The sequence below is a fragment of the Rhodococcus sp. MPR-R1B genome (assembly GCF_058793255.1).
Genome location: NZ_JBXAFO010000010.1, coordinates 241,883 through 258,772, shown reverse-complemented (window position 1 = coordinate 258,772; position 16,890 = coordinate 241,883). Strand labels below are relative to the sequence as shown.

18 protein-coding genes are annotated in these 16,890 nt (G+C 61.6%); 14 read left to right on the top strand and 4 right to left on the bottom strand.

The features are described 5' to 3' along the window. Positions 1–21: 21 nt before the first annotated feature. The 5 genes from AC1Q61_RS16850 (at position 22) to AC1Q61_RS16830 (ending at position 4,895) form a co-directional block, all read left to right on the top strand. Positions 22–378: a YraN family protein gene (locus AC1Q61_RS16850; RefSeq protein ID WP_039973464.1), complete on the top strand. Its 357-nt coding sequence runs from the start codon at positions 22–24 to the stop codon at positions 376–378. Further along, positions 378–1,886 (top strand): YifB family Mg chelatase-like AAA ATPase, encoded by a 1,509-nt coding sequence (locus tag AC1Q61_RS16845; RefSeq protein WP_007734866.1) that lies wholly within the window; start codon positions 378–380, stop codon positions 1,884–1,886. Before AC1Q61_RS16850 ends, AC1Q61_RS16845 begins: the two co-directional genes overlap by 1 nt. Then, positions 1,883–3,010 (top strand): DNA-processing protein DprA, encoded by a 1,128-nt coding sequence (gene dprA, locus AC1Q61_RS16840; RefSeq protein ID WP_215515853.1) that lies wholly within the window; start codon positions 1,883–1,885, stop codon positions 3,008–3,010. Before AC1Q61_RS16845 ends, dprA begins: the two co-directional genes overlap by 4 nt. Positions 3,011–3,471: 461 nt before the next feature. Beyond that, positions 3,472–3,831 carry a histone-like nucleoid-structuring protein Lsr2 gene (locus AC1Q61_RS16835; protein ID WP_003942721.1) on the top strand — a complete coding sequence of 120 codons (360 nt, stop codon included), beginning with the start codon at positions 3,472–3,474 and terminating at the stop codon, positions 3,829–3,831. Positions 3,832–4,124: 293 nt separating this feature from the next. After that, a complete protein-coding gene (locus tag AC1Q61_RS16830; RefSeq protein WP_007734868.1) occupies positions 4,125–4,895 on the top strand; it encodes a siderophore-interacting protein in 771 nt (256 codons plus the stop codon). On the opposite strand, the gene AC1Q61_RS16825 is transcribed toward AC1Q61_RS16830, so the two are convergent. Further along, complete coding sequence (locus AC1Q61_RS16825) at positions 4,892–6,064, bottom strand: multidrug effflux MFS transporter (RefSeq protein WP_042924467.1); 1,173 nt, start codon at positions 6,062–6,064, stop codon at positions 4,892–4,894. The genes AC1Q61_RS16830 and AC1Q61_RS16825 overlap by 4 nt on opposite strands. Before the next feature lie 84 nt (positions 6,065–6,148). Here AC1Q61_RS16825 and AC1Q61_RS16820 point away from each other — a divergent pair, with 84 nt between their 5' ends. Both AC1Q61_RS16820 and AC1Q61_RS16815 read left to right on the top strand, forming a co-directional pair. Further along, the gene (locus tag AC1Q61_RS16820; protein ID WP_042924466.1) at positions 6,149–7,075 is read left to right on the top strand and encodes a tyrosine recombinase XerC; all 927 of its coding nucleotides are present in this window, start codon (positions 6,149–6,151) and stop codon (positions 7,073–7,075) included. A 123-nt stretch (positions 7,076–7,198) separates the two neighbouring features. Further along, positions 7,199–8,308: a MinD/ParA family ATP-binding protein gene (locus AC1Q61_RS16815; protein ID WP_003942711.1), complete on the top strand. Its 1,110-nt coding sequence runs from the start codon at positions 7,199–7,201 to the stop codon at positions 8,306–8,308. A 25-nt stretch (positions 8,309–8,333) separates the two neighbouring features. On the opposite strand, the gene AC1Q61_RS16810 is transcribed toward AC1Q61_RS16815, so the two are convergent. Then, positions 8,334–8,834 carry a M23 family metallopeptidase gene (locus AC1Q61_RS16810; RefSeq protein WP_042924423.1) on the bottom strand — a complete coding sequence of 167 codons (501 nt, stop codon included), beginning with the start codon at positions 8,832–8,834 and terminating at the stop codon, positions 8,334–8,336. A gap of 307 nt (positions 8,835–9,141) precedes the next feature. Between AC1Q61_RS16810 and rpsB the strand changes: the two genes are divergently transcribed. From rpsB to AC1Q61_RS16780, 6 genes are all read left to right on the top strand, one after another. After that, positions 9,142–9,999: a 30S ribosomal protein S2 gene (gene rpsB, locus AC1Q61_RS16805; protein ID WP_003942709.1), complete on the top strand. Its 858-nt coding sequence runs from the start codon at positions 9,142–9,144 to the stop codon at positions 9,997–9,999. A gap of 152 nt (positions 10,000–10,151) precedes the next feature. Then, entirely contained in the window at positions 10,152–10,979 is an 828-nt protein-coding gene (tsf, locus tag AC1Q61_RS16800; protein WP_007734877.1) for a translation elongation factor Ts, read from the top strand. Positions 10,980–11,179: 200 nt separating this feature from the next. Continuing rightward, on the top strand, positions 11,180–11,908 hold the full coding sequence (gene pyrH / locus AC1Q61_RS16795; protein ID WP_003942722.1) for a UMP kinase: 729 nt from the start codon (positions 11,180–11,182) through the stop codon (positions 11,906–11,908). Between the two features lie 43 nt (positions 11,909–11,951). Next, positions 11,952–12,509: a ribosome recycling factor gene (gene frr, locus AC1Q61_RS16790; protein WP_042924420.1), complete on the top strand. Its 558-nt coding sequence runs from the start codon at positions 11,952–11,954 to the stop codon at positions 12,507–12,509. 48 nt (positions 12,510–12,557) lie between these two features. Then, positions 12,558–13,454 (top strand): phosphatidate cytidylyltransferase, encoded by an 897-nt coding sequence (locus AC1Q61_RS16785; RefSeq protein WP_050656822.1) that lies wholly within the window; start codon positions 12,558–12,560, stop codon positions 13,452–13,454. Positions 13,455–13,460: 6 nt separating this feature from the next. Then, positions 13,461–14,189: a class I SAM-dependent methyltransferase gene (locus AC1Q61_RS16780; RefSeq protein WP_050656821.1), complete on the top strand. Its 729-nt coding sequence runs from the start codon at positions 13,461–13,463 to the stop codon at positions 14,187–14,189. A 79-nt stretch (positions 14,190–14,268) separates the two neighbouring features. Here the strand turns inward: AC1Q61_RS16780 and AC1Q61_RS16775 are convergent, their stop codons facing one another. After that, positions 14,269–15,111, bottom strand: coding sequence for an HpcH/HpaI aldolase/citrate lyase family protein (locus AC1Q61_RS16775; RefSeq protein WP_030535660.1), 843 nt, complete (start codon positions 15,109–15,111; stop codon positions 14,269–14,271). A gap of 95 nt (positions 15,112–15,206) precedes the next feature. Continuing rightward, positions 15,207–15,617, bottom strand: coding sequence for a LapA family protein (locus tag AC1Q61_RS16770; protein ID WP_073512295.1), 411 nt, complete (start codon positions 15,615–15,617; stop codon positions 15,207–15,209). 102 nt (positions 15,618–15,719) lie between these two features. On the opposite strand from AC1Q61_RS16770, the gene rlmN reads away from it, so the two are divergent. Continuing rightward, entirely contained in the window at positions 15,720–16,829 is a 1,110-nt protein-coding gene (gene rlmN, locus AC1Q61_RS16765) for a dual-specificity RNA methyltransferase RlmN (RefSeq protein ID WP_003942816.1), read from the top strand. Positions 16,830–16,890: the final 61 nt, after the last annotated feature.

Below are 16,890 nucleotides of genomic sequence, written 5' to 3'. Positions count from 1 at the left end.
GTGTGAGTGGTGGGGGCTGCGATGGCGAGGAATATGGCGTTGGGGGCTCGGGGCGAGGATGTGGCTGTCGAGTTCCTGATTGATGCGGGTTTGGAGATTGTCGAACGCAATTGGCGTTGTCGGTACGGCGAGTTGGATGTTGTTGCGACGTCCGGTGATCGAATTGTGTTCGTGGAGGTGAAGACTCGCTCGGGTGCCGGGTACGGGAGTCCGGCGGAGTCGGTGACGTTCGCGAAGCAGCGTCGGATTCGGGTGTTGGCGATGCACTGGCTCACTGATTCGGGCCGGTCGTGGTCGAGGGTCCGTTTCGATGTGGTGGCGGTGTTGATCGGCCGGGACGGCGTGCCTTCGGTCGAGCATTTTGTGGATGCGTTCTGATGGCGTTGGGGCGGGCGCATTCTGTTGCGGTCAGTGGTGTGGACGGGCAGATAGTGGAGATCGAGGCGGATATCGGGCGCGGGTTGCCTGCGGTGCATTTGGTGGGGCTGCCTGATACGGCGTTGCACGAGTCGCGTGATCGGATTCGAGCGGCGGTGACCAATTCTGGTGAGGAGTGGCCGGACAGCAAGGTGATTTTGGCGTTGTCGCCGGCGACGTTGCCGAAGGTGGGCAGTGTTTACGATTTGGCTTTGTCGTTGTCAGTTCTCGATGCGGCGAAGAAGTTGCCGCGGAAGTTGTTGCGGGAGACTGTGTTTTTGGGGGAGTTGGCGCTCGACGGTCGTTTGCGGACGGTGCGTGGTGTGTTGCCTGCGGTGCTTGCGGCGAAGCGGGCGGGGTGGGGGACTGTGGTGGTTCCGGCTCGGGCGTTGGCTGAGGCGGGCTTGGTGAAGGGGATCGAGGTGCTGGGCGCTGACGATCTGTCCGCGGTGATCGGGTGGTTGCGTGGGGAGTTGGCGCTTGCTGTTCCTGATGTTTTCGAGCGTGCTGGTGTGGTGGCGGTGCGGGATTTGAGTGAGGTTGTCGGGCAGACGGATGCTCGGTGGGCGATCGAGGTTGCTGCGGCGGGTGCGCATCATTTGATGTTGACGGGTCCGCCGGGGATCGGGAAAACGATGTTGGCGCAGAGGCTTCCGGGGATTCTTCCGCCGTTGACGGAGGGGGAGTCGTTGGAGGTGACGGCGATTCATTCGGTGGCGGGGGTGTTGCCGGAGGATCGGCCGTTGATCGATATGCCGCCTTTCATTGCGCCGCATCACAGTTCGTCGGTCAGTTCGCTGGTGGGTGGTGGTAGTGGGATGGCTCGTCCTGGTGCGGTCAGCCGCGCCCATCGCGGCGTGCTGTTTCTCGACGAATGTGCCGAGATCGGGGTGAAGGTGCTCGAAGCGCTACGCACACCACTCGAAGACGGGGAAGTGCGAATCGCCCGGCGGGACGGAGTTGCCCGGTACCCGGCGCGGTTCCAGCTGATCCTGGCCGCCAATCCCTGCCCATGCGCGCCACCGAGAGACGCGGATTGTGTCTGCGCACCCGCGGCGCGTCGCCGTTACCTGGGGAAATTGTCCGGCCCGCTCTTGGACCGAGTCGACATCAGGGTTCGGATGCAGGCCGTTGCAACCGGCGCGCTGATCGACGAAGTGGGAGAAAGCACCAGCGATGTTCGTGCGCGCGTGGCGGCGGCTCGAGACACTGCGGCCCAGCGGTGGAGTGAGTACGGGTGGCGGACCAACGCGGAGGTACCAGGGCCGGCGTTGAGACAGAAGTTCAGACTCTCGCGTGCAGCGCTGGCGCCGGTGGAACGGGCGCTGCGTAAAGGTGTCATCACTGCTCGTGGGGCGGACCGAGCGTTGCGGGTTGCCTGGAGTGTCGCCGATCTGGCAGGTGAGGCGATGCCCGGACCAGACCAAGTTGTCACCGCACTCGACTTCCGAGACAGGGGATTCCAATGACTGCACACGATCCACGACTACTCGCTTGGGCATATCTGTCCCGCGTCGTGCAGGGCCCAAGCGCGTATATGTCCATGTTGATCGACGAGCTCGGGGTCGAAGAAACTGCGAGGGCGGTCCGCAACGGCGATCTGCCACCCGCGATCGAGGAGAAGACGCGAGCCCGCGCTCACATCGACACAGCCCAACGAGACCTCGACCTGATGGAGGCGATGGGTGGCAGACTCGTAACACCGAATTGCGCCGATTGGCCGGCGTGGCGAATGCTTTCCTTTGACGGACTCGATCCCTCCGGGGGTGGGACGGCGCCATTTGTGTTGTGGGTGTTGGGGTCCGGGGATTTGGTTGATCTGACCGAGAGATCGGTTGGAATTGTGGGCACGCGGGCATCTACTGTGTACGGCGAACACGTGACGGCAGAGATTGCCGGTGACCTGGCTGTCGACGGGTGGACCGTGATTTCCGGGGCGGCCTTCGGTATCGACGGGGCCGCGCACCGCGCTGCATTGGGCGTAGGTGGAACCACACTGGCTGTCTTGGCCTGTGGCGTGGATCGGGCGTATCCGTCAGGGCATGCGCGACTACTCAAACAGATAGCGAGTTCGGGTGCAGTGATAAGTGAATATCCGCCGGGCACAACACCTGCAAAGTTCCGGTTTCTGGCAAGGAATCGACTGGTAGCTGCGTTGTCGGACGGAGTAGTGGTGGTCGAGGCGGGTTGGCGCAGTGGTGCACGCAATACCGCCAATTGGGCTCGGAAGTTAGGCCGTCCCGTGATGGCGGTGCCCGGACCGGTTACCTCGGCATCGTCGACCGGATGTCACCGGATGATCCGCGAAGGTGAAGCGCAACTCGTTTCCAATGCCGTGGATGTAGTCGAAGCTTCAGGCCCATTTGGTGTCGGGGATTCCGCGGAGGATGCAGCCGCGACGCGTGACATCGACGCATTGCGAGGCAATTCTCGATTGGTATACGAAGCATTGCCGGGAACGGGGTCTCGCAGTACGCGTGAGTTGTCCGAGGAATCGGGATTGCTCATAGCTCAGGTTCGTGCCACTCTTCCTCTGCTCGAACTGGAGGGATTTGCAGGTTCTGATTCCAGTGGTTGGTTTCGGACGCGGTAGTACGTGAACTACTTCTGCGCCCGTCAGACCATGCGTGGCGATGCTCACTAATCGTTTGCGAAGACCGTGAATCGTCAATACCCGCAGCGCATCGGAAATGGCACGTCAGGGCTATTTTTCACGAATTTGCTCGACTGTGTGCAATGTAATTCTCGATGCGTTTCGCCGACCCGACCTGCAAGTTCGACGGGTCTCAGGAAAGCCTCAGGTCAATGTGCGTGGAAGTCCGATTAGTCTGGATCACGATGACGGCGGGCATTGATTGACACCCGGCATCCGAGGGATGAATGTGCAGAATTTTCAGGGTCGTGTTCGGTCGAGGCAATGCCGCTAACCCGCTGCTAATTCGGACCATTGAGTCTGTTCGGAAACGGTGAAGGCTTTCGAACTTCTTTTGTTCATCAACGCTCTATCTGTGTATTGTGAAGGAGAATTGAATCGATCATTGAAAGAGGAGTGCAATGGCTGAGAAGCTGATTCGGCAACTCATCGACGACCTTGATGGTAAGCCGATTGACGATGGATTCGGTGATCGAATTGAGTTCTCTTACCAGGGAACGGATTACGTGATCGATCTGCGCGCCACCAATGCAGAGAAGTTCGACGCTGCGGTGAAGCCGTTCGTGGAGGCTGCTGCGAAGGTGAGCGGGAAGCGCGGCAAGAAGGCTCAGGCTGCATCTCCGCAGGCCACATCAGGTTCCGGACGCTCCAAGGAGACGCTCCAGGCCATCCGTGACTGGGCAGGTAAGAACGGTTACGAAGTTGCTCCGCGTGGGCGTATCAAAGCGGAAATCATCGACGCTTTCGACGCTGCACACTAGATTGAATTAAATACACCTCTGGCTCTCGGCGAACTCGCCGGGAGCCAGAGGTGTATTTTACTGTTGCTTTGCCGAGTTCTCGGACAGCTTTGTCCGACAGGTCGTCCGTGTGAAGCTGATCAGATAATTCGTCTAAACAGCACCGAATTTACCCAGCAGATTGGTCGGTTTCTTTCGCTCTGCACAAAGGTCGACAGAGCGCTGTGTGGAGTCGCCGGCGAGGTATTTCGCCCTCGTGCTGCAATTGTCGTGTACATTAGTTAGGTAACACTAACTTTCGGAAGGATCTTTCTGTGGCCAAGCCGACAACTGCATTGACGGTTCTGCGGACCGAACAATTGACCCCCCATATGGTACGAGTGTTTCTCGGGGGACCAGGCTTCGAGTCGTTCACTCCCAGCGAATACAGCGATTCCTATGTAAAGATCGAATTCGGCACTCCTGATCAGCCGACACTGCGCACCTACACGATTCGTTCGTACGATCTTGATGCCAAAGAGATTGCAATCGATTTTGTCGTCCACGGCGACATGGGTGTCGCAGGTCCGTGGGCCGCGTCAGTTCAGCCGGGCGCTGAGATTACTCTGCGGGGACCCGGTGGCGCGTTTTCGCCGTCACCAACCGCTGATTGGTATCTCTTCGTCGGAGACGAGACCGCGATACCCGCTATTTCCGCGTCGATAGCGCGATTGGCGCCGAATGCGGTCGGCTACGCCGTCGTCGAGGTCGGGGGACCGGAAGACGAAATCGCGCTCGATGCCCCAGAAGGTATTGCCGTGACCTGGCTGCATCGCGGGGCATCGTCCGACGCGGTCGGCGAAGAATTGGCGGGTGACAACGCTCCGGTTGTCGCCGCGGTGAAGGCTCTCGAGTGGTTGCCGGGCGAACCGCACGTGTTCATTCACGGTGAAGCGCAAGCCGTCATGCACAACCTCCGGCCGTACATTCGCAAGGAACGAAATGTCCCGGCGTCGGCCGCTTCCATTTCCGGCTATTGGCGTCGTGGTCGCACCGAAGAGGGCTTCCGGGTCTGGAAGTCCGAACTCGCCGCGGCCGAAAACTAACTCGCGGCGGCCGTGCCGCGAGTCAGCAACACGAGCGCAACGGCCGCGAGAACTCCGAAGGTGGGAATTGCGATTGCCATCGGAACTGCCGTGTCTTCTCCCGCAATTCCCACCAACGGCGAAACCAGCGCCGCCAAGCCGAACTGGCCCGCTCCCATCAGCGCTGAACCGGTCCCGGCCGCGTTGGTGACCTCTCCTTGGGCGAGAGCGGTCGCATTCCCCATGATGAACCCGATGCTCGAAATTGCCACGAACAGTGGGACCAAGATCAACCAGGTATTCGTGGAACTGAAAACCACGCTGGTGCAGAACAATACGGCGCCGCCCATGAGGAGTAGGCGCACCCCGAAACGCAGCAGCGTGCGTGCTCCGACGCGACCGAGCAGGCGAGTGGTGATCATCGCTGCCGTGACCATTCCGGTGGCGTTCACTGCGAACACGATCGAGAATTGTGACGGACTCAGCCCGAGAACGTTCTGAACGACGAACGGTGACGCGGAGATGTACGCGAACAAGGCGCCGAATCCGAAGACGAATGCGAGCGCATATCCGAGGTAGTGCCGATTGCGGACCACGTATCGCAGATTCGAGATCAGTGCCTTCAATCCGCCGCCGTGGCGTCGCTCGGGCGGAAGTGTCTCGGGAACGAGCAAAACGACACCAGCCACCATTACAGCGCCCGCGACCGCCAGGACCCAGAAGATCCCGCGCCACCCGACGGGGCCGAGAAGTGCGCCGCCGATCAGTGGCGCGACCACGGGAGCGATACCGCCGATGATCATCATGATGCTGAAGAGCTTCGCTGCGTCGTCGCCACGCGCTCGGTCGGCAATACAAGCGCGGGCAAGAACGATGGCAGCGCCTCCACTCAAGCCCTGGACGAGTCGTGCACCGATGAGCAACTCGATGTTCGGCGCCACCGCGCATGCCGCGCCGCTCAGTGCCGTGATGATTGTCGCGGCCAGCAGTATTCGTCGCCTGCCAAGTCCGTCGGAGATCGGACCGATGATCAGCTGGCCGATTCCGAGGCCTGCCATGAAGGTGGTCAGCGTGAGCTGAACGCTGGCCGCAGTAGTGTCGAGTGCATCCGCCATCAACGGTAGGCCGGGCAGGTACATGTCGATGGACAGTGGAGCGATTGCGGAAATCAGTGCCAGTACGCACAACATCTTCACAGGAATTGCTCGATTCACCGATCAACCCTATCGGCGAGGGAGCTTGCAGTTTCAATCGCGGCGAGCGAGCGTGTGTTCATGACTGACGCATTGCCGGCGAGCTTGAGCGTTCACCTCGATGCGTATGCCGAGCACCTCCGACTGAGCCGAGGCCGGTCGGAACACACGATCCGCGCCTACGTCGGTGACGCGCGGGCATTGCTGACCCATTTCTCCGCGGGTTCGGAGAATGCAGATCTCGACCGCCTCGACCTAAGTGTCATGCGTTCGTGGTTGGCCGCCCAGAATGCCGTAGGAATAGCCCGTACGACGGTAGCTCGACGGGCTTCTTCGGCGCGTGGGTTCACTGCGTGGCTCGCGCAGACCGGACGCATTTCCGTCGACCCGGGCACACGTCTGGCGGCTCCACCAGCTCGCCGGACGCTGCCGACGGTGCTGCGTCAGAGCCAGGCCCTCGACGCAATGGATGCGGCGGAAAGCGGTGCGCAGCAACAAGAGCCGCTCGCCCTGCGAGACCGACTCATCGTGGAATTGTTGTACTCCACCGGAATTCGCGTCGGCGAGTTGTGTGGACTGGACGTCGAGTCGGTCGATGCCGATCGACGATTGCTTCGTGTTCTCGGCAAGGGGAACAAGGAGCGGTCGGTGCCATACGGCCTGCCCGCAGAATCGGCACTGAACGGCTGGCTGGAGCACGGACGACCCGCGCTGTGTTCGGATCGGTCCGGGCGAGCGTTGCTCCTCGGAGTTCGAGGCGGCCGGCTCGATCAGCGTCAGGCGCGTTCGGTGGTCCACGAAACCATGGCTGCAATTCCAGGGGCTCCCGACATGGGTCCGCACGGGCTTCGGCACTCGGCTGCGACACATTTGCTGGAGGGTGGTGCGGACCTTCGTGTGGTCCAAGAACTCCTCGGTCATGCGAGTTTGGCGACCACTCAGCTGTACACGCACGTGTCGGTCGAACGGCTTCGATCCGTCCACGATCAGGCCCATCCGCGCGCCTGATTTGTGGAGCGACGCGAGTTCTCGGCCGGTATTTGGTAGCGTCGCAGCTCAGAAGAGTGAACAATCGGCAAAGTTCGATCGTCGTATCGAGACACTCGATTACATGCGATATCCGGGGGATTCGTGAACCGCCAAGATGTGAAGCACCTGCCGAACAGCGGCCAACCAGCCTGGCTGTCCGAATCGCCGCAACCGGCTCCCGAGCCGGCGCCGACGCCGGAGCCTGTGGCGCGACTGCAAGAGGTCTGGTCCACGCCACCGCCACCGTCGAGCCAACAGCAGGTGACAAACCAGGATCTGGTTGCCGAAGCTTTACTGAAACGCCCGAAACGGACGCCGCGTGGCGGCTGGCGAAGGGGATTGCATCGTGCGACCGGAGGTGTGGTCAATCTGGGGGATTCGACCAACGAACAGCGCAACCGTGCACTGGCCGCCCGAATCGAGCAGCCGATCCGCAACGACTACCGAGTCGCTCTGCTCTCGCTCAAAGGCGGCGTGGGCAAGACGACGGTCACGGTCGGACTCGGTGCGACGTTTGCTTCGCTGCGTGGTGACTGCGTCGTGGCGGTTGACGCCAATCCCGATTTCGGGACTTTGGCACAACGTGTTCCGCTGCAGACCAATTCGACAGTGCGCGATCTGATTGCTGCTAGACCGGACATAAAGAGCTATTCGGACGTTCGAGTGCACACATCCCAGTCGTCGAGTCGTCTCGAGGTGCTGGCGAGTGAGCAGGATCCGGCGATTTCGGAGGCATTCAGCGAGGCCGACTATCGCCAGGTCATCGACATCTTGCAGGTCTACTACAACATCATCCTCACTGATTGCGGTACCGGGATCATGCACTCGGCGATGAACGGCGTTCTGGATCTTGCCAATTCGTTGGTTCTCGTCAGTTCGCCGGCAATCGACGGAGCGCGCAGTGCAGCGGCAACGCTCGATTGGCTTCAGTTGCACGGATACGGCCATCTGGTCGAGCGGACCGTCGTCGTCATCAGCGCCGCCAGACCCGGGTCGAGCGTCATCGACATGGACGCGTTGGTGGACTATTTCATGCGTCGATGCCGCGCCGTCGAGGTCATTCCTTTCGACGAGCATCTCGCGGAGGGGTCGGTGATGGACCTCGAATTGATGCGACCGGCCACCAGACGAGCGTTCATGGAACTGGCAGCGATGGTGGCCGACGACTTCGCGGACGCTGTGGGTCGGCACGCCGTTTCCGAATGGCACTGATTCTGCGACCGATTTCTGCGACCGATCAGCCTCCTTTCAATGGCTTGAGCCTGAGCGGTTGCGACCGAACCAGTCCGAGTGGATCGAGATACTCGCGTCCTCTGCGCAAGCCCCAGTGCAAACATGCTTCGACAGCGCACCCTTCGTGCCCGGTTTCGAGGGTTCCGATCACTGACCTGGCTGCGACGCGTTCACCTGTGCGAACGACTGCGGTGACGGGTTCGTAGGTCGTGCGTAGGCCGCCGGAATGATCTATCGACACCGTCGGCTTTCCGGCGACCACTCCCGCGAACACCACGATGCCGTCGCCGGCCGCGAGGACGGATTGGCCGGCGCTGCCGCCGAGATCGACCCCGCGATGACCCGGCAGCCAGTTCTCGGCCGGTTTGTCGAAAGCGCGTTCCACGTGCGGCCGAGGAGCGAGCGGCCAGTCGAATCGCGTGTCTGCTGACGCCGTGCCTACGGCGACACAGCAGGAGATCACGGCAAATACCACGCCTCGTCGAGCTCCGCGCAAGATCGTCATTCCTTGATCTTGCGTGGAGTAGCGCACGCTTCAATGCAGATCAGACGGGTAATCCACAAGGTAGCCGCCGATCCACAACCGCCGGTTCGGTCTGTTGCTACCGGGGTGGTTATGGCATCGGGGGACGAGGACGTACACTTGTCGAGCGGTCTGTGCTCGCACAGTCCGACTTCGCGCGCCCGCGCACGTTTTCCGGCCTCGGCTGGTCCTGGTTCTCACGAAACAGGTCCGACGGCCGTGCGGGTGCCAGGGCAGGGATCACCCGATCGCCTGCATCAACCGGATTGAAAGTTTGAGGTACACAGCCATGGCTGTCGTAACCATGAAGCAGATGCTCGATAGTGGAACCCACTTCGGACATCAGACCCGTCGCTGGAACCCGAAGATGAAGCGATTCATCTTGACCGACCGCAACGGCATCTACATCATCGACCTCCAGCAGACGCTGACGTACATCGACAAGGCGTACGAGTTCGTCAAGGAGACCGTTGCCCACGGCGGCACCGTTCTCTTCGTCGGTACCAAGAAGCAGGCGCAGGAGTCCATCGCTTCCGAAGCGACTCGCGTCGGAATGCCCTACGTCAACCAGCGTTGGCTCGGCGGCATGCTCACCAACTTCACCACCGTTCACAAGCGTCTGCTTCGCCTCAAGGAGCTCGAGGCAATGGAGCAGACCGGTGGATTCGAAGGTCGCACCAAGAAGGAAATCCTCATGCTCACGCGTGAGATGACCAAGCTGGATCGCACCCTCGGTGGTATCCGCGACATGGCCAAGGTTCCTTCCGCGGTGTGGATCGTCGACACCAACAAGGAGCACCTGGCAGTTGCCGAGGCTCGCAAGCTGAACATCCCGGTCATCGCGATCCTGGACACCAACTGCGACCCCGACCTCGTCGACTACCCGATCCCGGGCAACGACGACGCCATCCGTTCCGCAGCACTGCTGACCAAGGTTGTCGCTTCCGCGGTTGCCGAAGGTGTGCAGGCACGTGCAGGACTGAGCGCCGACAAGGACGCGAAGCCCGAAGCCGGCGCAGGCGAGCCCCTCGCCGAGTGGGAGCAGGAACTGCTCTCGCAGGCAGCTCCGGCCGCAGAGGCTGAGGCAGCTCCGGCTGCAGAGGCTGAGGCAGCCCCCGCCGCAGAGGCACCGGCCACCGAGGCCTGATTCGTTGAAACCGGCCCTGACCAAGAGTTCTTTTGGTCAGGGCCGTTTCACCGTTAGGCCCGAGCACCACCGTCAGGCCGTGCTTCACCGTTAGGCCGTGCTTCACCGTTAGTCCTAGGTCCGAAACAGACACATGAGGAGGCTCGCTAATCATGGCGAACTACACCGCCGCTGACGTCAAGCGGCTCCGTGAGCTCACCGGCTCCGGAATGATGGCATGTAAGAACGCACTCGCAGATGCAGACGGCGATTTCGACAAGGCCGTCGAGCAGCTGCGCATCAAGGGCGCGAAGGATGTCGGAAAGCGCGCAGAGCGCACCACCGCTGAGGGTCTCGTCGTCGCCAAGGACGGCGTCATGATCGAGATCAACTGCGAGACCGACTTCGTCGCCAAGAACGACGAGTTCATCAAGCTGGCCGACGAGATCGTGACCGTCGCTGCTGCTGGTAAGCCTGCTGACCTCGACGCTCTCAAGGCGCTCGAGCTCGACGGCAAGACCATCGACACCGTCATTGCGGAGCAGTCCGCGAAGATCGGTGAGAAGCTCGAACTGAGCCGCGTCGCTTCCTTCGACGGCCCCGTTGCCGTTTACCTGCACAAGCGCAGCTCCGACTTGCCGCCCGCTGTCGGCGTTCTCGTCGAGTACACCGGTGAAGGCGATGCTGCTGCTGAGGCCGCTCGCGGCGCTGCAATGCAGGTCGCAGCACTCAAGGCGAAGTACGTCACGCGTGACGAGGTTCCCGAGGAGATCGTCGCTTCCGAGCGTCACATCGCCGAAGAGACCGCCCGCGCAGAAGGCAAGCCCGAACAGGCACTGCCGAAGATCATCGAAGGCCGCGTCAACGGTTACTTCAAGGACGTCGTTCTGACCGAGCAGTCTTCGGTCACGGACTCCAAGAAGACCGTCAAGGCGATCCTCGACGAGGCAGGCGTGACCATCAAGCGCTTCGTGCGTTTCGAGGTCGGCGCCTCCGCTTAATTCGGAGCCCGCACACATGGACCCCGCCTGAAGAGCATTTGCTCTACCGGCGGGGTCTACGTGTACCTGGGGCCTCCGATGAGGCAGGATGAGAGTGCCTCGGGACGAGTCCCGGGGGCTTTCCTATGCCGCGGTGTCCGATTCGGCGGCAGAAGAAGAATGAAGGACCTACAAGGTCTTGTATCGAACTGAGGAGAACAATGTCCGAACCAGCCAACGAACGTCCAGGATTCAAGCGGGTCCTGCTCAAACTCGGCGGCGAAATGTTCGGAGGCGGCAAAGTCGGTCTCGATCCCGACGTGGTCACCAAGGTGGCTGAGCAGATCGCAGAGGTCGTTCGATCGGGCGTACAGGTTGCAGTGGTCATCGGCGGCGGAAACTTCTTCCGCGGGGCGGAACTGCAGCAGCGTGGCCTCGATCGCGCGCGCTCCGACTACATGGGCATGCTAGGCACCGTCATGAACTGCCTCGCTCTGCAGGATTTCCTGGAGAAGGCGGGCGTCGATTCTCGCGTGCAGACGGCCATCACCATGGGCCAGGTCGCCGAGCCGTACCTCCCCCTTCGCGCACGCAGGCACCTCGAGAAGGGGCGCGTAGTCATTTTCGGTGCCGGGATGGGTATGCCCTACTTCTCGACTGACACCACTGCTGCGCAGCGCGCGCTGGAGATCGGTGCCGAGGTAGTGCTGATGGCCAAGGCTGTCGACGGCGTCTACTCGGCCGACCCGCGTCTCGACCCGGACGCGACGATGTACGAACAGATCACGCACCGTGAGGTCATCGAACGTGAGCTCAAGGTCGCGGACGCGACGGCATTCAGCCTGTGCATGGACAACTCGATGCCGATGATGGTGTTCAACCTCCTCACCGAAGGAAACATCGCTCGCGCGGTGTCCGGTGAGAAGATCGGCACCCTGATCAAGTCGTGAGTGACACCCAAAAAATGATGCAGAACAACATGGAGGAACAGCCGTGATCGATGAAGCGCTCTTCGAGGCAGAAGAGAAGATGGAAAAGGCTGTCACGGTAGCCAAGGACGATCTCGGCTCGGTTCGCACCGGACGCGCGAACCCCGGTATGTTCTCGCGCATCGTGATCGACTACTACGGTTCGATCACGCCGATCACGCAGCTCGCGAGCATCAACGTCCCCGAGGCCCGCATGGTCATCGTCAAGCCGTACGAGGCTTCGCAGCTCAACGCGATCGAGACGGCGATCCGCAACTCGGATCTCGGTGTGAACCCGTCCAACGACGGCAGCATCATCCGCATTTCGGTTCCGCAGCTCACGGAAGAGCGTCGACGTGAACTGGTGAAGCAGGCCAAGTCCAAGGGCGAGGATTCGAAGGTCACGCTGCGCAACATCCGCCGCAAGGCGATGGACGAACTCAGCCGGATCCAGAAGGACGGTGAAGCCGGCGAGGACGAGGTCGGTCGCGCAGAGAAAGAACTCGACAAGACCACGGCGAAGTACGTGCACACGGTCGAGGAACTCGTCAAGCACAAGGAAGCAGAGTTGATGGAGGTATAGCCTCCTCATTTGCAGTGTTTGTCGTCGGGAGTAGATCAGGGAGTTTGGGTGCACGCACAAGAGGGAACCGCCGGTGGTCCCGTCACGGACGGGCCTACGGGCGGCGCTGAGGGCGCGCAACCGCCGAAGTCGAAGGCGGGCAGGAACCTACCTGCCGCCATCGGCGTCGGAGCTGGCCTCGGCGCCTTGGTCATCGGCACTTTGATCTTCCTGCCCCCGGGATGGATCGCTGTCGTCGCGATCGCGATGTTCATCGCGACGTGGGAGGTCACCACGCGGCTTCGTGAAGCCGACATCGAGGTGCCGCGAATTCCCCTTCTCGTCGGCGGGCAAGCCACGATCTGGCTCGGCTGGCCGTGGGGACCGGTCGGGGTGCTCAGCGGATTCATCGCAACCGTCCTGGTGTGCATGGTGTGGCGGTTGTTCGACCACGGGCTCAAAGCGACCCCGAAGAACTTCCTGCGAGACACCTCCATCACGGTGTTCGTTCTGGCGTGGATCCCGCTGTTGGCGTCATTCGGTGCGTTGATGGTGCTCGAAGACGACGGCCCCGGTCGCGTCTTCGTCCTGATGATCGGTGTCGTGTGCTCCGACATCGGCGGCTACGCGGCTGGAGTGCTGTTCGGGAAGCACCCGATGGTGCCCGCTGTGAGCCCGAAGAAGTCCTGGGAGGGATTCGTCGGATCCCTCATTTTCTGCGTCATCGGCAGTTTGCTTTCGGTGACGTTGATCCTCGACGCGAATTCGATGATCGGCGTCCTGCTCGGTGTCGTCCTGGTGGTAGTCGCGACGGTCGGCGACCTGATCGAATCGCAGATCAAGCGTGAACTCGGCATCAAGGACATGGGAACCTTGCTTCCCGGCCACGGCGGAATCATGGACCGCCTGGATTCACTCCTGCCGTCGGCATTTGTCACCTGGCTGATTCTGTACGCACTCGTCTGATTTCTCGTGCGTGATTTCTTCTCCGGCCGATCCAAGCCCATTCCCAGTCCGAACATCTGGCATTGGCCGGACGTGTACGAAATCGAGAACCGTGCGCAGGATGTCGACGGTTCCCTCTGGGCCGCGATGCGAGCCCAGGTCGACTGGTCTGGACGCGATGTCGTCGATGTCGGCTGTGGGGCGGGGTTCCATCTACCGGAGTTCGCTCGTGCTGCCCGTCGTGTTGTCGGAGTGGAGCCGCACGCACCGCTGGTGAGGGCCGCGCGGGAACGAACCCGCGATTCGGCGTCGATCGACGTAGTCCAGGGTTCAGCAGAGTCCACGGGTCTGGTGGATGCTTCAGTCGATCTCGTTCATGCCCGTACGGCGTACTTCTTCGGAAAAGGCTGCGGCCCGGGAATTCGTGAGGCCATGCGCATCCTGAGGCCCGGGGGAGTCTTGCTGATCGTGGATCTCGATGTGAGCGCCGGCCCGTACGGGGAGTGGATGAGGGCGGATCTGCCCAAATACGATCCCGCGGCGGTCGAAGCGTTCTTCGAGGCTCAAGGATTCTCGCTCACGCGCGTCGAGACCCGGTGGGAGTTCGAGAATCGAGACGATATGCGGCGGGTACTCGGAATCGAGTTCACCGAGAAGACTGCCGAGCGTGCGTTCTCGCAAGTAACGGGATTGGGCTTCACGGTGCGATACCGGATCCATGTTCGGTCCAAACCACGATCACTCGAACTTGCGTGAAGGCGGGCTCAAAAGACGAACGTCAGGCGCTCCGACTTGAGCGCCTGACGTTTTCTGCACCGATTCAGTAGTAAAAAAATCAGTGATCGGTGGGGATGTGGAACAGGGTGGCGAGCTTGTGAATCTTCTTCGCCTTGGCGAGCTTGGGCAAGTCGCTGCCGTCGCGCACGCGTGAGCCGTCTTCGCCGAGATCGTCGATGACATTCTGAGCCCAGATCGCGTCGGCTACAGAGGGACTCAGTCCTGCGTTGACGGGGGCAGTCTGCGCGGTGGTCATGCAGAGTTTGCCGGCCATGCCGAGTGACAAGGTGATCGCACAGTCTCGGGCGAGCAGATCCAGATCGGGGCCGAGCGTGGGACCGTCGATCGGCGGAGCGATGCGTGCTGCGCGGCTGGCGATGGTGAGCCGCGAACGCGGGTACGACATCGACGTGGGGGAGTCGTCCATCCCAGTGTCGCGCCGGAAGTCGCCGCTGCCGAATGCGAGACGGAAGATGCCGTCAGTGCGTGCGATCTCGGGCGCAGCCTCGAGTCCCACCGCGGATTCGACGAGAGCAAGAATCTTGGTGCCGTCGGGAAGTCGCTCGGCCGTGGCGTCGGCCTGCTGACCGCTTTCGGTCTTTGCGAGCATGACACCCTCGAGTCCGGGGAGGCCCGCGAGTACGGCCAGATCCTCTTCCCAGAACGGTGTCGTGGCGTCGTTGATCCGAACCCAGGCGTGATTGTGTTCGCTCAGGAATGCGGCGACATCGCGGCGGGCAGCTGGTTTGTTGGGTGCGGTGACGGCATCCTCGAGGTCGAGAATGACGGCGTCGGCCGCACTCGCGAGTGCGGCGTCGAAGGTGTCCGGTTTGGACGCGGGGACGAGGAGCCAGGATCTTGCCTGCTGCGGGGCAATTCGCGAGGTCACAGGTCTCTCCATGTGAGTAGTCACATCAGGGCCTTTCCGGTGATTTCCACGACATCAATGATGCCTGCTGGCCCATCGATCGACCCAATTGCGTAACTAGATTTCAGTCACATCTGCCGCTTCGCTGCGCGCCGGATCTGAATGATGCGAACGCCGCCTGCCAACGCCATGATCAATGCGCCCGCGATGGCGGAAAGCAGGATCGTGATTCCGAGCGGAAAGTCGATCTGCCAGGCGAGGATCTTGACGGAGACGCTCTCGAGGTTCTGCAGGATGAACACCAGCAGTAAGATCAACACGATTGCACCTATGACCAGGCCAACCCAGGTCGTGGCGGCTCTGGTTCGGTCGGTGACCGACGTTCCGGTCGGCACCGGTTCAGGCGTCGGTGTCGGTTCCGGATCGTGTTTTTCCACTGCCTTGTTCTCGTCCACCTTCGGAAGTTCCGGATCGGGGCCGAAACCGTCGGCTGGGCCGTACACGGGGGAATTCGACGGATCCTCTGGTGTGGTTGACATGACATGATCATCACTCAACCTGCGCGAAGTTGCACGGGTAATCCGGCCACAATCGGGTGGCAGTGGGGTAGCACCCCAAAACAATGGGACAATGGTGTAACTATGGCTGCCTCTCTTCCCCTCGTTTTCACTGCACCCAAGCGCGGAATGCCTCCACGGCACCTCGCCGATCTCGATTCCGCCGAGCGCAAAGAAGCGGTGAAAGAGCTCGGCCTTCCGGCTTTCCGGGCCGATCAGCTGGCGCGTCAGTACTACGCGCGGCTGGAAGCCGATCCGGAGAAGATGACCGATCTCCCCGCATCGGTGCGCGAGAAGGTGGGGGAGTCGCTGTTCCCGACCTTGTTGACCCCGATCAAGCACCTCGCGTGCGATTCGGGCGACACTCGCAAGACCCTGTGGAAGGCACATGACGGAACGCTGCTCGAAAGCGTCTTGATGCGCTATCCCGACCGGGCAACACTTTGCATCTCGAGTCAGGCAGGCTGCGGAATGGCCTGCCCGTTCTGTGCGACGGGTCAGGGCGGCCTCGACCGCAACCTCTCGACCGCCGAGATCGTCGATCAGGTTCGCGAGGCAGCGGCCGCCATGCGCGACGGTGAAGTCGCCGGCGGCCCCGGACGCCTCTCGAACGTCGTGTTCATGGGTATGGGCGAGCCTTTGGCGAACTACAAGCGTGTGGTGGCAGCGGTACGACGGATCACCTCGCCTGCACCCGACGGCCTCGGCCTGTCTCAGCGGTCCGTCACGGTCTCGACCGTCGGCCTCGCTCCCGCTATCCGCAAGCTCGCTGACGAAGGCCTGAGCGTCACGCTGGCGGTATCGCTGCACACACCGGACGACGAACTGCGCGACACTCTTGTCCCGGTCAACAATCGCTGGTCAGTGTCGGAGGTACTTCAGGCTGCCCGGTACTACGCAGACAAGACCGGTCGCCGTGTGTCCATCGAGTACGCGATGATCAAGAACGTCAACGATCAGCCGTGGCGCGCGGACATGCTGGGCAAGAAGCTGAAGAAAGCACTTGGCGGGTTGGTGCACGTCAACCTGATTCCGCTCAACCCGACTCCGGGCAGCGAGTGGGACGCGAGCCCCAAGGACGTCGAGCGTGAGTTCGTGCGTCGGGTCATCGCCCAGGGCGTCTCGTGCACGGTGCGCGATACGCGCGGTCAGGAAATCGCCGCAGCCTGTGGCCAGCTGGCAGCCGAGAACTGAAACGTTCCAGGCCTGAAACACGTAAAGAGAAGGCCTCCACGAACTTTCGTTCGTGGAGGCC

Bases quoted from the DNA above. Each gene is read 5' to 3' on its own strand.
- AC1Q61_RS16825 (WP_042924467.1), bottom strand. From the start codon at position 6,064: ATGTTGTGCGTACTGGCACTGATTTCCGCAATCGCTCCACTGTCCATC.
- rlmN (WP_003942816.1), top strand. From the start codon at position 15,720: ATGGCTGCCTCTCTTCCCCTCGTTTTCACTGCACCCAAGCGCGGAATG.
- AC1Q61_RS16770 (WP_073512295.1), bottom strand. From the start codon at position 15,617: ATGTCAACCACACCAGAGGATCCGTCGAATTCCCCCGTGTACGGCCCA.
- AC1Q61_RS16850 (WP_039973464.1), top strand. From the start codon at position 22: ATGGCGAGGAATATGGCGTTGGGGGCTCGGGGCGAGGATGTGGCTGTC.
- pyrH (WP_003942722.1), top strand. From the start codon at position 11,180: ATGTCCGAACCAGCCAACGAACGTCCAGGATTCAAGCGGGTCCTGCTC.
- AC1Q61_RS16845 (WP_007734866.1), top strand. From the start codon at position 378: ATGGCGTTGGGGCGGGCGCATTCTGTTGCGGTCAGTGGTGTGGACGGG.
- AC1Q61_RS16810 (WP_042924423.1), bottom strand. From the start codon at position 8,834: ATGACGATCTTGCGCGGAGCTCGACGAGGCGTGGTATTTGCCGTGATC.
- tsf (WP_007734877.1), top strand. From the start codon at position 10,152: ATGGCGAACTACACCGCCGCTGACGTCAAGCGGCTCCGTGAGCTCACC.
- rpsB (WP_003942709.1), top strand. From the start codon at position 9,142: ATGGCTGTCGTAACCATGAAGCAGATGCTCGATAGTGGAACCCACTTC.
- AC1Q61_RS16820 (WP_042924466.1), top strand. From the start codon at position 6,149: ATGACTGACGCATTGCCGGCGAGCTTGAGCGTTCACCTCGATGCGTAT.
- dprA (WP_215515853.1), top strand. From the start codon at position 1,883: ATGACTGCACACGATCCACGACTACTCGCTTGGGCATATCTGTCCCGC.
- AC1Q61_RS16835 (WP_003942721.1), top strand. From the start codon at position 3,472: ATGGCTGAGAAGCTGATTCGGCAACTCATCGACGACCTTGATGGTAAG.
- AC1Q61_RS16775 (WP_030535660.1), bottom strand. From the start codon at position 15,111: ATGGAGAGACCTGTGACCTCGCGAATTGCCCCGCAGCAGGCAAGATCC.